The sequence below is a fragment of the Photobacterium sp. SKA34 genome (assembly GCF_000153325.1).
Taxonomy (GTDB): Bacteria; Pseudomonadota; Gammaproteobacteria; order Enterobacterales; family Vibrionaceae; genus Photobacterium.
On record NZ_CH724143.1, the window covers coordinates 683,004 to 697,455 of the forward strand.

At 40.3% G+C, this 14,452-nt stretch carries 11 protein-coding genes; 5 read left to right on the top strand and 6 right to left on the bottom strand.

Annotated elements, in window-relative coordinates; all coding sequences use genetic code 11:
• Positions 1-658: 658 nt before the first annotated feature.
• Both SKA34_RS15970 and SKA34_RS15975 read left to right on the top strand, forming a co-directional pair.
• Positions 659-4,198 carry an autotransporter outer membrane beta-barrel domain-containing protein gene (locus SKA34_RS15970; RefSeq protein WP_006646575.1) on the top strand — a complete coding sequence of 1,180 codons (3,540 nt, stop codon included), beginning with the start codon at positions 659-661 and terminating at the stop codon, positions 4,196-4,198.
• Positions 4,198-4,698, top strand: a complete 501-nt coding sequence (locus SKA34_RS15975) for an OmpA family protein (RefSeq protein WP_006646576.1) — start codon at positions 4,198-4,200, stop codon at positions 4,696-4,698. The genes SKA34_RS15970 and SKA34_RS15975 overlap by 1 nt, the downstream gene beginning before the upstream one ends.
• Positions 4,699-4,772: 74 nt before the next feature.
• On the opposite strand, the gene purB is transcribed toward SKA34_RS15975, so the two are convergent.
• The 4 genes from purB to SKA34_RS15995 all read right to left on the bottom strand — a co-directional run bounded on the left by purB (position 4,773) and on the right by SKA34_RS15995 (position 8,994).
• A complete protein-coding gene (purB, locus tag SKA34_RS15980) occupies positions 4,773-6,140 on the bottom strand; it encodes an adenylosuccinate lyase (protein ID WP_006646577.1) in 1,368 nt (455 codons plus the stop codon).
• Between the two features lie 96 nt (positions 6,141-6,236).
• Entirely contained in the window at positions 6,237-6,854 is a 618-nt protein-coding gene (gene hflD / locus SKA34_RS15985) for a high frequency lysogenization protein HflD (RefSeq protein WP_006646578.1), read from the bottom strand.
• 12 nt (positions 6,855-6,866) lie between these two features.
• A complete protein-coding gene (gene mnmA / locus SKA34_RS15990; protein WP_006646579.1) occupies positions 6,867-7,982 on the bottom strand; it encodes a tRNA 2-thiouridine(34) synthase MnmA in 1,116 nt (371 codons plus the stop codon).
• 361 nt (positions 7,983-8,343) lie between these two features.
• Positions 8,344-8,994, bottom strand: coding sequence for a pseudouridine synthase (locus SKA34_RS15995; protein ID WP_006646580.1), 651 nt, complete (start codon positions 8,992-8,994; stop codon positions 8,344-8,346).
• Positions 8,995-9,134: 140 nt separating this feature from the next.
• Between SKA34_RS15995 and icd the strand changes: the two genes are divergently transcribed.
• Complete coding sequence (gene icd / locus SKA34_RS16000) at positions 9,135-10,388, top strand: NADP-dependent isocitrate dehydrogenase (RefSeq protein WP_006646581.1); 1,254 nt, start codon at positions 9,135-9,137, stop codon at positions 10,386-10,388.
• 470 nt (positions 10,389-10,858) lie between these two features.
• Here icd and cspD read toward each other — a convergent pair whose 3' ends face one another.
• Positions 10,859-11,080 (bottom strand): cold shock domain-containing protein CspD, encoded by a 222-nt coding sequence (gene cspD, locus SKA34_RS16005; RefSeq protein ID WP_005368784.1) that lies wholly within the window; start codon positions 11,078-11,080, stop codon positions 10,859-10,861.
• 224 nt (positions 11,081-11,304) lie between these two features.
• Between cspD and clpS the strand changes: the two genes are divergently transcribed.
• Together clpS and clpA are read left to right on the top strand one after the other, a co-directional pair.
• Positions 11,305-11,625, top strand: coding sequence for an ATP-dependent Clp protease adapter ClpS (gene clpS / locus SKA34_RS16010; protein WP_006646582.1), 321 nt, complete (start codon positions 11,305-11,307; stop codon positions 11,623-11,625).
• 47 nt (positions 11,626-11,672) lie between these two features.
• Positions 11,673-13,940, top strand: coding sequence for an ATP-dependent Clp protease ATP-binding subunit ClpA (gene clpA, locus SKA34_RS16015; protein ID WP_006646583.1), 2,268 nt, complete (start codon positions 11,673-11,675; stop codon positions 13,938-13,940).
• Positions 13,941-14,079: 139 nt separating this feature from the next.
• Here the strand turns inward: clpA and infA are convergent, their stop codons facing one another.
• A complete protein-coding gene (gene infA, locus SKA34_RS16020) occupies positions 14,080-14,298 on the bottom strand; it encodes a translation initiation factor IF-1 (RefSeq protein ID WP_005368778.1) in 219 nt (72 codons plus the stop codon).
• Positions 14,299-14,452 lie beyond the last annotated feature (154 nt).

The following is a 14,452-nucleotide window of genomic DNA, read 5'->3' on the forward strand; positions in this document are numbered from 1 at the left end:
TCATCATTTATATAGTCATGAATAACAGTGCACGTATTAATCTATCTTTTCCTGCTGTTTTATATCTCTAGATATATTTCACTATACGCTTTGACGAGTATTAACACCTATCTATGAGATATAAAATTTTTAAAAAATAAATCGATACAGCGAAATAATCTTCATTTTTATGATTAAAGAACGGAAGGGTTTTAATCGTAATTTTTTAGAGAAAAGAATAAGAAATAGTAAAAATTTACTGTAGTTCAGGTTGCTAATACTATTCTGAAAATTGGATTCAAAACTTTTTGTTATGATAAATCCATACGATCTTGTTTGTAAGGTTATGATTTTAATTGTTTATGTTTTTTTATATGAAGAGGGGTAAATTCTACTTCGCTTAATTTTTCATGATAATTTATCTTGCCCTGTATTTTATATTAATTGACGTAAACAGTGTTTTTTTCTCTGAAATTCAAAATCAAAACATTTCAATATTTATGAGTTAACCCATTTAACAGCAATTGTTAGCCTCTTCATATCAGCCTTTACGTAATTTTGCTTGTACAGAACACCAATATATAGCGAGCAAAATAAAGGGATAACAAATTCAGAATAAAGTGCTCGTATCAGTGTTACTACGTTTTTAAATCAGCGTAGTGACCGACAAGAGGTTCTAGTGAAAACGTTTAAATTAAGTCAAATAACAGTATTAATCATTTCAGCGCTCCCATTAATGGTACAAGCGCAATCTGTAATCGATCAAAATACGACTCAAACGTCAGAGCCTGAGTTGACATTATTAAGCTCAGAGTCAACCAATATTAAAACTGATATCCATACTCAGAAAGACAATTCTCGTATCTATCTCGATGAGGGAGCTATCTGGGCTACTCGTGATATTACCAAGTTTTCACCTGTGCTTAATGTGGATCTCAGTGATGAGGTGGAAGTTGAGCATAATAAGGTGACAGATAGCCTTCGATTTAATATCCAAACTAATTACTCTCATTATATTAAGCGTTGGCAGCTTGCAGTATACCGTGGCAAAGATCGTCATTTATCTCAGCCATTGAAAGTGCTGGCTGGTGATGAACTGAGTAATGATTTTGATATTGAATGGGACGGAAAAACTGAAACTAGCTATCAGTTCAAAGCTGGGGAGCAACTGATCTTTAGACTCAAGATTTGGGATAAAGATGGCAACATGGATGTATCGACACTCGGTATTACCGATTTAGTTCATGCTGATAAACAAGTGGAAATCGATAAACTTGATAATGATGATAACAATGAAAAGCGCAGTTACAGTCGTGCAACATTGATGCGTCATAACATTCCCACGTCTTCAGGCATGGCAAAAATGATGGTTACGGGGTTAAAGGGCGTTGATACTGTTACCATTGGTGATGATGAGTATGATGTTGAAGATGGCAAATTGTATGTTGAAAAGTATTTGCCAACAGATGCCTACATGTTTCCAGTTAAAGTGAAATATGACGATGGCAAAGAGCGAGATTACCAGCTATTTGTTCGTATTCCCGATACTTACTATGCTCAAGCTGGTTTAGTGGATCTGTATTTTGGCCGTAACCATGTTTCTGGTAATAAAGACGTACTTGCTGTTGATGAACAATACCAAGGTGACATTTATAACCGTGGTCGATTAGCGTATTTCGGTCAAGGTAAGTTTGGCGACAAGCTTCAGGTTGTTGCCCATGTTGATACGAAAGAATCAGCGTTAAAAGATATGTTAAAACATCCGTTTGCTGCAGATGACACAACGGTATTTGATATCTTAGACGATGACGACGAAATGTATTACGGCAACTATGGTGATGAAGCCAATATTGAAAAAGTCGTTAATACCAAAGGTAAAGTCTATCTGGATGTGCAATATGACAAATCTAGTGCCATGTGGGGTAATTTCAATACAGGATTAACGGGTACTGAAAACACAGACTACAGCCGAAGCTTATATGGTTTTAAAGGGGATTATCGTACTCGTCAAACCACGTCATTTGGCAATGATCGGCTTGCTGTCACCACTTTTGCTTCACAAGCTGACACCTTATCTTCTCATGATGAATTCTTAGGTACTGGTGGTAGCCTATACAATACACGACACGGCGAAATTGTACCGGGAAGTGACAAAGTCACTCTCGTTGTGCGTAACAGTAAAACAGGCGTGGTGGAAAGCCGAAAAACCTTGCAACCGGGGCGTGACTACACCATTAACCCGTTCCAAGGTCGTATTGTGCTGAATAAACCATTAAGTCAGCAATCACAATCTGGTGGTGATGGGGTATTAGATTCATCAACCAATAACGATCTAGAAAACTACTTATCGGTTGATTATGAATATGTACCAAACGGTAGCGAAGCACTAGAGCAAATGACTGCTGGTGGTCGTGTGAAAGGCTGGCTTACTGATAATATTGCGCTTGGCAGTACTTACGTACAAGAGCAAAAAAACAATCAGGACTACCAATTATCAGGCGCTGATTTAACTTTAAAAGCGACGGAAGGAAGCTATTTAACTGCGGAGTTCTCTCACTCTGAAGGGCAGCAAACGGACAGTAACTACTTATCAAAAGACGGTGGTTTAAGCTTCGATAAAATTGAAAATACTGATCCAAGTGCTAAACGTCAAGGTGACATGATCCAAGTACATGCAGTAGCGAGTTTGTACGATCTTATGCCTGATACCTTTGGTGCTGTCGGTAACGATATTGAAGCTTGGTATCGTGATAAAGATTTAGGATATTCCTATGCCAGCCAAGGCGATAACTTGGCACAGTTAGCTTATGGCTCGAAGCTACGTTTGCAATTTGGCGATCGTACACAATTAACCACTCGATTTGATCATTTAAATGAGCAAGAAAGCAGTGGTAAAACGGTTACCGATACCGAACGTGTTGAGGTTGAAGGACAATACCGTATTACTGACAATGTGAAAATTGCAGCGGCTGGACGACATGTTAACGAACTTAATTATGATGACCAAAAGAGCTCTGGTAATCTCATTGGCGTTCGTGCTGATTACGAATTTAACGATGACAACAGTTTATATGTTAAAGGACAAAAAACGGTTAATGCCAGTCAGAGTTTTGATCAGGATGATAGCACTGCAGTGGGTGGTGAGTTTGCACTAAATGATGATTGGACGTTATCAGGAGAATATGCCACAGGTGATCGCGGCGATTCTCTGCAAGCGAAAGTGGACTATCAAGTTAACGACGACTATTCCACTTATGCGAGTTATATCCAAGAAGATTATGATAACGAAAACAATATCGTTTTTGGGCAGAAAGCCGATCTAACTGACACGTTATCGTTCTATCAAGAAAACCAATTTGTTGATGATAACAATGGCAAAGGGAAAGTGAATTCCTTTGGTTTTGATTATGATGTGAATGATGATGTTGATGCGGGTATTGCATTTGAAAAGAGTCAGTTAACGAGCACAGATAACGGTGAGGTTGAACGCAGTGGTATCAGTTTTTACACCTCTATTGATAAAGACGATTACAGCTTAAAGAATAAAGTTGAATACCGTGTCGATAAAGGTGATAGCAAAGTCACTCAGCTTGTGACTACTAACCGTTATGTTCATCATCTTACAGATGAGTACACCTTGTTTGGCAAATTCAATTACTCGAAATCTAAAGATGAAACCAAAAACGAAGTCGTTGAACGCTACACCGAAAGTAGTGTGGGCTTAGCTTATCGTCCTATTTTTAACGATCGCTTGAACTTTCTAACCCGATACACCTTTTTAGAAGACTACGATCAAACTGACCGTTTAAAAGAGCAAGATACCAATAATGAGAAGAGCCATATTGTTGAAGGTGAAACGATTTATTCGGTTAATGCTCATGTTGATGTTGGTTTGAAAGGGGCTTATAAGAAAAAATCTGAGCTTTATAAACGTAAAGACAGTAGTGATGTGCCAGTGAAGAACGAGATTTTGCTAACAGGTATCAGTGCAAGCTATAAAGTGATGAAAGACTGGGATGTAACAGGTGAGTATCACTGGAAAAAAGATCGTGTCACTAATGACTTAGAACAAGGTGCCTTAGTGTCTGTGAATAAACATATTAACGACAATATGAAAATTGGTGTGGGTTATAACTTTTCTAAATTTGATGATGATTTAGTACATAACGATGATTACAACGCGAAAGGCGTCTTTATTAACTTAGTGGGTAAATTCTAATGAAAAAATCACTCTTCGTTTTATGTTTATTAGCGTTATTTACTGGTTGTTCAACTGATACTTATGTTAGCCAAGAAAACATCAATAAGTTTGATGATCTTACCGTGAAGAAGTTTTTAATTGCAGAGCTTAAGCCGAAAACAATAGCGGAAGATAAGAAGATATACTTGTCTTTGATCTCGCATTTTGACTTTGATAAAGCGGTTTTAAAACCAGAAGATATTAAAGAGTTAGATGATTTTATTGCTAAAATTCATTCACTTTCAGGTGATATCTTAATTGCAGGTCATACCGACTATCAAGGTAGTGATAGCTACAATGAAGCTTTATCGCTGCGTCGTTCACATGCGATTGAAAGCTATTTAAAAGCGCGAATTGATGAAAGTCATTATCATTTTGAAGTGAAATATTTTGGTGAGAAGAATCCCATCGTAAAAGGACACAGCTTAAAATCTAATGCATTGAACCGTCGTGGGTTGGTGATGTTCACGGAAGTCTAATCGATAAATTAGAGATAAAGAAAAGGCGAGAAAGGTACCCATCTCGCCTTTTTTTAATCTCGTTTATAACGAAATTATAGATTGTCAGTTAGCTTAACAGCATCACCAATGTAATTTGCTGGTGTTAGCTCTTTTAGACGTGCTTTTTCATGCTCTGGAAGATCAAGGCCATCGATGAATACACGCATGCCTTCGCCATCAACACGTTTACCACGGGTTAGTTCTTTTAGCTTCTCGTATGGCTTTTCGATACCGTAACGACGCATTACTGTTTGTACTGGCTCAGCCAATACTTCCCAGTTCTTATCAAGCTCTGCAGCTAACGCATCAGCGTTAACTTCTAGCTTGCTAATGCCTTTCAGTGTTGATGTGTAAGCAATAATTGCATAACCACAACCTACACCTAGGTTACGAAGTACTGTTGAGTCAGTAAGGTCGCGCTGCCAGCGAGAAACAGGCAGTTTCTGTGCTAGGTGACCGAAGATAGCATTTGCTAGGCCAAGGTTACCTTCGGAGTTTTCAAAGTCGATTGGGTTAACTTTGTGCGGCATGGTTGATGAGCCGATTTCACCCGCAATCGTCTTCTGCTTGAAGTGACCTAGGGCAATGTAGCCCCAAACGTCACGGTCGAAGTCTAGAAGGATTGTGTTGAAACGTGCGAATGCATCGAATAGCTCTGCGATGTAATCGTGTGGTTCAATCTGTGTTGTGTAAGGGTTCCAAGTGATACCTAGAGAGGTCACGAACTCTTCACTGTATTGGTGCCAATCGATTTCAGGATAAGCTGAAAGGTGAGCGTTGTAGTTACCTACAGCACCGTTGATCTTACCAAGAATTTCAACGTTTTCGATTTGCTTGTATTGACGTTCCATACGGTACGCCACGTTCGCCATTTCTTTACCCATTGTAGATGGAGAAGCTGGCTGGCCGTGAGTACGAGTAAGCATTGGAATATCACGGAATTGATTTGCTAGATCTTTGATCGCATCAATCACGTTACGTACTTCTGGAAGCATTACTTTTTCACGTGCTTCAGTTAGCATAAGCGCGTGAGAAAGGTTGTTAATATCTTCTGAAGTACATGCAAAGTGGATGAATTCGTTAACCGCGTGAAGCTCTGGTAACTCAGCAACTTTTTCTTTTAGGAAGTACTCAACCGCTTTAACGTCATGGTTTGTTGTACGTTCAATCGTTTTAATGCGTAACGCATCTTCTTCACTAAACTCAGCGGCAACACGATCTAAGAATGCGTTAGCTTCAGGGCTGAATGCAGGAACTTCCACAATAGCGTCAGTAGCGGCTAATTTTTGTAACCAACGGATTTCAACGATTGTGCGGTACTTTAGCAGACCAAATTCACTGAAAATGCTGCGTAGTGCGCTTGTTTTACTTCCGTATCGGCCATCTACTGGGGAAACAGCAGTCAATGCTGACAGTTCCATATTGGGTCTCTCCTGATTTATAAGGGTTAAAACAATTTGTTCATCTAGCTAAGGGTTAGCCAAAGCTAGATGTTATGAATATTTACATCGTCGTTTTTAGTTTCGCGCAAGCAAGATTTTTGCTTGCTCGATCATTTGCTTACGACCAAACAACAGGTGGCGACGTTTACCACCGACTTGACGCCACAGTACCGCACCACGAACAGCCGCAAGTAATAACGCACGGACTTTATGCTGTACGTGAGATTGTTGTAGCTGCGCAGGTGTGCCTGATACTTGGATACGAGGGCCAAGCGGGCTAATAATATCTAGATAAACACTCGCGATGTTGCTTAGCATTTGCTCGTCAAGTAGCTCGAAATGGTCACGTTGGCGTTTAAGCATATCAATGCGATCCCCAAGCTGTGACATGCTGTCTCGACGACTTTCTAATTTACGTTCTAATGCCATCACACTGACTAAGTAGCGAGTAATTTCACTACCTGACGTGCTATTGTCGATATCACGCACCATGGACTCTAAGCCCGTGCGCAAGTTTTCTTCATTTCCATAGACGGCAACAGTATTGTTTGGCGTTGTTTCAACAATACTATTTAATGTTGCGGCTAGAATATCGTCGTCACAGTTACCATTTTTGGCAACTTCCTGAACCAGTTTTACCGCTTGGCAAATACCAGCAAAGGCGATTGTTCGGTCATAAACAGTGTAAGCCACGGTGAAACTCCTTTAAATTCGCTCTTCAATAATGCCGCCACCTAGGCAGATTTCACCGTTGTAGAATACCGCGGATTGACCTGGAGTAACTGCAATTTGAGGCTCATCAAAAATCACTTTAATGGTTTCATCATCCACAGGAATGATGGTGCAAGGAATGTCTTGTTGGCGGTAACGTGTTTTCACCGTACAAGCCATTGTTTCACGAATTGGTTTACGAGCAACCCAATGTAATTGCTTCGCAATCAACCCGTTTGATTTTAGGCGTGGGTGATCTTTGCCTTGGCCAACAATCAATAGGTTGCTTTTAACATCTTTATCAACCACATACCATGCATCTTCGTGACCATTACCACCTTTTTGGCCTCCAATAAGCAAGCCTTTGCGTTGACCAAGAGTGTGGTACATCAAGCCTTGGTGTTCACCAATTTCTTTACCTTCGTCAGCGGTAACAATTTTACCTGGCTGAGCGGGTAGATATTTGCCTAAGAACTCAGTGAATTTACGTTCACCGATAAAACAGATACCTGTTGAATCTTTTTTCTTCGCTGTAATTAAGTCTTGCTCCTCCGCAATGCGACGAACTTCAGGTTTCTCGAGTTCACCAACAGGGAATAAGCTACGTGCGATCTGCTCGTGACTTAAGGTGTACAAGAAGTAGCTTTGGTCTTTGTTATTATCTACACCACGTAGCATTTGTGGCTTATCACCTTCCGCCGTTGGGAAGCTACGACGGGTGTAGTGACCCATAGCTATGTAATCAGCTTCAAGTACTTCGTCTGCAAATTCAAGGAATGCCTTAAATTTGATTTCCTTGTTACATAGAATATCTGGGTTTGGTGTTCGACCGGCTTTGTATTCAGCTAAGAAGTACTCGAAAACGTTATCCCAGTATTCTGCTGCAAAGTTAATGGTGTGCAGAGGAATACCCAGCTTGTCACATACAGCTTGTGCATCAGCGAGATCTTCTGCAGCAGAGCAGTATTCGTCGTTATCGTCTTCTTCCCAGTTTTTCATAAATAAGCCTTCAACTTGATAACCTTGTTGAAGGAGTAGGTAAGCGGATACCGATGAATCTACGCCGCCGGACATGCCGACAATGACTTTCTTTTGGCTGTTATCTGACATATTTCTCTTCAGTCGCTAATTTAGTGTTAAGAGCGTAATTCTAACAGAAAGCATTGAGCTGAAACAGATCGAGAGCAGAATCACACTTCAATAAATAAGTGACGTAGCGTAATGCACTGTCTTATATCATTGTTAAAATTGAAAAATCACCACTAATACAATAGGTAACAGCCAAATAAGCAGTAAATATAATGTATAAGTAGACTGTTTTACTAGCTGCGCAATCGTTTGCTATTTTGGTGGATAATAATAGATATAGTTATGAATGTGTAGTTTTTTTGAAGAGAAAGAGTGTTTTACATTTCAGTTGGTAATCTGTGTGATTTGAGATAGAAACAATCACACAGATGAATCGCAGCGTTTACAATTGTTCACTGGCGGCTAATGTGACCTCTCGCCACTCACCCGGAGCAAGATCACTGACCGTCCATTGTGCCATTTGATAGCGGATTAGACGTAATGTTGGATGGCCGATATGCGCGGTCATACGACGAACTTGGCGATTACGTCCCTCTTTTAATGTAATAGCAAGCCATGTGGTCGGAATGTTTTTACGTTCGCGAATTGGTGGATTACGATCCCATACGATTGGTGATTCAATGACTTCAACACCCGCTGGCAGTGTCATACCGTCTTTTAATTCTACGCCATCACGTAAAGCTTGCAGATTAGTTTCTGTTGGTGCGCCTTCAACTTGTACCCAATACACTTTCGCTTGCTTTGATTTGGGTTGCGTTAACCTAGCTTGTAACACACCATCATTGGTTAAAACTAACAAACCTTCACTGTCTTTATCTAAGCGCCCAGCAGGATAAACATCTTTTACCGGAATAAAATCTGCCAGGGTGCTATCGCCCGGTTCACCAGAAAACTGGGTCAAAGTGTTAAAGGGTTTGTTAAATAAAATGATCTTTTGTGGGCCACGCGATCGTTTGGGTTTATTTAATTTTCTTGATGCCCTGCGCTCATTATTGGCACGTTTAGGTTGACGAATCATGGTATTTGGCTTCATAAATACTGCCGTAATGGAGATCTGTAGTATAGACAGGTCTATTATACGTGAAAATAACACAATTGGCGTGCCGTTAAAATTTCAAGTATGATTTGCTCGCATCTTACAAAAAGATAACAAATGGACGCTAGGAGATTAAAATGGATAGTAAAGTAGTTGTACCAGTTGAAGGTCAGAAAATTACCCTAGATTCTGATGGTAAATTGGTCGTTCCTAACAACCCAGTCATTCCTTACATTGAAGGTGATGGTATTGGTGTTGATGTAAGCCCTGCAATGATTAAAGTTGTCGATGCAGCTGTAAAGAAAGCCTACGCTGGCGATCGTAAAATTGAGTGGATGGAAATCTACACAGGTGAAAAGTCGACACAAATTTACGGTGAAGATGCTTGGTTACCTCAAGAAACATTAGATTTTATCCGTGACTACAAAGTAGCAATTAAAGGCCCACTGACAACGCCTGTTGGCGGTGGTATTCGCTCACTGAATGTAGCATTACGCCAAGAGCTAGATTTATATATCTGTGCTCGTCCTGTTCGTTATTTTGATGGTGTTCCAAGCCCACTTAAGCAACCAGAGCTAACTGACATGGTTATTTACCGTGAAAACTCTGAAGATATCTATGCGGGTGTTGAATTCCAAGCCGGTACTGCGGAAGCGGATAAAGTGATTAAATTCCTACAAGAAGAAATGGGTGCAACTAAAATCCGTTTCCCACAACAATGTGGTGTAGGTATCAAGCCTGTATCTGAAGAAGGCACAAAGCGTTTAGTCCGTGCTGCAATTCAATACACAATCGATAACGATCGTGATTCACTAACTTTGGTACACAAAGGTAACATCATGAAGTTCACCGAAGGTGCCTTCAAAGATTGGGGTTACGAAGTTGCGCTACAAGAGTTCGGTGCTGAACTACTTGATGGCGGCCCATGGATGACTTTAAAGAATCCAAATACGGGTAAAGAGATCGTCGTTAAAGATTGTATTGCTGATGCATTCTTGCAACAAATTCTGCTTCGCCCTGCTGAGTACGATGTTATTGCAACGATGAACCTAAACGGTGATTACGTTTCTGATGCACTTGCTGCACAGGTTGGTGGTATTGGTATTGCACCTGGCGCAAACATTGGTGATGGTATTGCACTATTTGAAGCAACGCACGGTACTGCGCCTAAATACGCAGGTCAGGATAAAGTAAACCCAGGTTCACTTATCCTTTCTGCAGAAATGATGCTGCGTCACCTAGGTTGGGTTGAAGCCGCAGATCTAATCATTAGCTCAATGGAAGCTGCGATTAGCAACAAAACAGTGACTTATGATTTCGAGCGTCTAATGGATGGCGCAACATTACGTAAGTGTTCTGAATTTGCTGATGATATGATTGAACAAATGTAATTCAATCATTACATAGAGATATGAGCCCAGCAATGCTGGGCTTTTTTGTATGCAAAAAATACACTTTGTTTGCTTGTTAGGCATTCAGTGTGGTGGTTCGTGCTTAACTTCTCAAAGGTGATCTTTGGGAATGATTCAATGGTTTTCAACGCTAATTATTTCGCATATGATGAAAACAGAGCAAGAGAATTGTAAATGATATGTTTAAATTTAATCGGTGGTGAGTGCATTTTTAGCTATTCACTTTTTATGCATAAGGTGATTCTGTCTTTCTCTTGTACCGAACAAGATTATTGGATAATCATGTGATAGCAGTACTTTAAATGCCCATTGAGTCATCAGAACATAGACAAGTAAACACATTATTATTATGGTCTGTTAGTAATGCGGTAGATGTTGAGATAGAAGGGAACAAAAATTAAAGGCGAGCTAAACTCACCTTTATTATACACAATGTGGTAGATACAAGATTACTTAGCTTCATCACCTTCAGCGAGGATGATTTCGCTAGCATGATAGCCTTTAGGGCCTGTTTGCACTTCATAGTTAACTTGTTGTCCCGCCTTAAGTGTTCTGTATCCTTCCATCTGGATTGTAGAGTAATGGGCGAAGATATCGTCTTCTCCATCCTCAGGGCAGATGAAACCAAATCCTTTGGCGTTATTGAACCATTTCACTGTACCTGTTGCCATGCTATTACATCCCTCTTGCATTCAACTTCCATTTTGCATTAGCTATATATCAATATATTTGACAGTTTGCATACTAATGCGTTTTGATGCAGATTATATCTACTACAGGTAACACTTTAGTAAAAAGAGCAAGTCAGTCAAGTGTTCTTTGTAACATTTTAATAAAATCTTTTTTGTTGGCTTCGCTATAGCCAGCTTGTGAACTAATGAACTAAGATGAAACTATGAGTAAGTTATACGAATGGATTAGCCCTGACTCCGATATTTTAGAAGAGGAAGAGATTCAGGTTAAGCCACCATCGATGTACAAAGTAATTTTGAATAATGATGATTACACTCCGATGGATTTTGTGATAGAAGTGTTACAAACGTTCTTCTCCATGGATCTGGAGAAAGCTGCTCAGTTAATGCTCGCTGTACATTATGAAGGTAAAGCTATTTGCGGAACCTTCACAGCAGAAGTAGCAGAAACAAAAGTAGCGCAAGTTATGATGTACGCACGCGAACATGAACATCCGCTGTTGTGTACTATGGAAAAAGCATAATCTTTTTCCGGCACGCCACTTTTAGTGGTTTTTAGGGGAGGTGCCTTATGCTAAACAAAGAACTTGAAGCGAGCCTAAACGGTGCATTTGCTCGTGCGCGAGAAAAGCGCCATGAGTTTATGACTGTAGAACATCTATTGATGGCTCTATTAGAAAATGTAGCAGCTCAAGAGGCTTTATTAGCGTGCCGCGCTGATTTAGACCAATTGCGTCGTGAACTTGATTCCTTTATTGAACAAACTACGCCATTAATTCCGGTTGATGATGAAAGCCGTGAAACACAACCTACGCTAAGCTTCCAGCGTGTCTTACAACGTGCAGTTTTCCATGTTCAATCATCCGGGCGTAGCGAAGTTACGGGTGCTAACGTTCTTGTTGCTATTTTTAGTGAGCAAGAATCTCACGCTGCTTACCTTCTCAAGAAAAGTGATATTAGCCGTCTAGATGTTGTTAACTTTATCTCTCACGGAACTGTAAAAGACAGTGATAATGATGATGTTAATTCATCAGATATGGGAAATAACGAAGAGCAGCGTGCAGAAGCAAATTCTGAAGATAAGCTTGAGAACTTTGCAACTAACCTTAATCACCTTGCAAAAGCCGGCGGTATTGATCCATTAATTGGGCGAGATAAAGAGCTAGAACGTACCGTTCAAGTGTTATGCCGTCGTCGTAAAAATAACCCACTATTGGTTGGTGAAGCTGGGGTCGGTAAAACAGCGATTGCAGAAGGGTTAGCATGGCGTATTGTTGAAGGGCAAGTGCCAGAGATTATTAAAGATTGCGTGATCTATTCTCTTGATATTGGCTCGCTACTCGCGGGAACTAAATATCGTGGTGACTTTGAAAAACGTTTTAAAGGTATTTTAAAGCAGTTAGAAAAAGAAGATCATGCCGTATTGTTTATCGATGAGATCCACACCATTATCGGTGCAGGTGCGGCATCAGGTGGTCAAGTTGATGCTGCAAACTTAATTAAGCCGTTACTAAGTAGTGGTAAGTTACGTTGCATGGGGTCAACCACGTACCAAGAGTACAGCAATATTTTTGAGAAAGAGCGTGCACTTTCACGCCGTTTCCAAAAAATTGATGTGATTGAACCTTCGCTTGATGATACAACCAAAATCTTAATGGGCTTGAAGCCCAAATATGAAGCGCATCATGAAGTACGTTTTACCAATAAAGCAATTCGTGCTGCAGTAGAGCTTTCAGCCAAATACATCAATGAGCGCCATTTACCAGATAAGGCGATTGATGTGATTGATGAAGCGGGAGCCCGTTGTCGTCTAGCTCCAGCTAACCGTCGTAAGAAAACGGTGAATGTAGGTGATATTGAAGCCATGATTGCTAAGATGGCACGTATTCCTGAAAAGTCGATTTCATCGAGTGATCGTGATGTACTTCAGCATCTTGATGACAAACTGAAGATGCTAGTCTTTGGTCAAGATAATGCAATTGATGTACTTACAGAGGCAATTAAGCTCAGTCGTGCAGGTTTAGGTGCGGAGAATAAACCTGTTGGTTCTTTCTTGTTTGCAGGTCCTACAGGTGTTGGTAAAACAGAAGTGACCGTACAACTTGCACGTACGCTAGGCATTGAACTGTTACGTTTTGATATGTCAGAGTACATGGAACGTCACACCGTTAGCCGTTTAATCGGTGCTCCTCCTGGCTATGTAGGTTATGACCAAGGTGGTTTATTAACGGACGCCGTGATTAAAAATCCACATTCAGTAGTGCTACTGGACGAGATTGAAAAAGCGCACCCTGATGTATTTAATCTACTACTACAGGTAATGGATAACGGTACGTTAACAGATAACAATGGTCGTAAAGCGGATTTCCGTAACGTGATTTTTGTTATGACGACCAATGCGGGTGTTACCGAAACAGTTCGTAAATCTATTGGTCTTATTCAACAAGACCATAGCCATGACGCGATGACTGAAATCAAACGAGTATTTACACCTGAATTCAGAAACCGTTTAGATAATATCATTTGGTTTAATCACCTAGAGAAAGATGTTATTGGTCAAGTGGTAGATAAGTTTATTGTTGAACTGCAAGCCCAACTTGATGCGCGTGGTGTATCGATGGAAGTCTCTGAGCGTGCACGTAACTGGATGTCAGATAAAGGTTACGATAAATCAATGGGTGCTCGTCCGATGGCTCGTGTAATTCAAGATAACTTGAAAAAGCCGCTGGCGAATGAATTACTGTTTGGTTGTTTAGTGAATGGTGGTTCTGTGCGTGTTGACTTTATCAATGATGAGCTTGATTTCCAATTCAGTAGTGAGATGGAACCTGCACATTAGTGATTAAATGCGATAAAGCTAGAACGCCGTAGGCTTAAAGTCTACGGCGTTTTTTTATCTACGCAAAAAATTATTTGATAGATAAAATAAAACCCAGCATTTAGCTGGGTTTCACTGCATCGTTAATTTTGAAAGAAAATTAACGTGCGCGGAAGACGATGCGACCTTTAGTTAGATCGTAAGGAGTCAGTTCCACAGTTACTTTGTCACCAGTAAGAATACGGATGTAGTTTTTACGCATCTTACCAGAGATGTGAGCAGTAACTACGTGACCGTTTTCCAGCTCAACACGGAACATTGTATTAGGTAGTGTATCTAGTACAGTACCTGCCATTTCAATTACGTCTTCTTTTGCCATTAAATCCTCTTAGGCTACCAGCCATTCATCTTGATCGGGCTGGATAATGCCTCGAAACTGTTTAAGTGTAAAGTTTAGGAGGTAATTTTACCCTTGCCAGTTGTCTTTGTCAGCTTTTGTTCGCGATTAATGCGCATTTTCTACGTAAATTGAC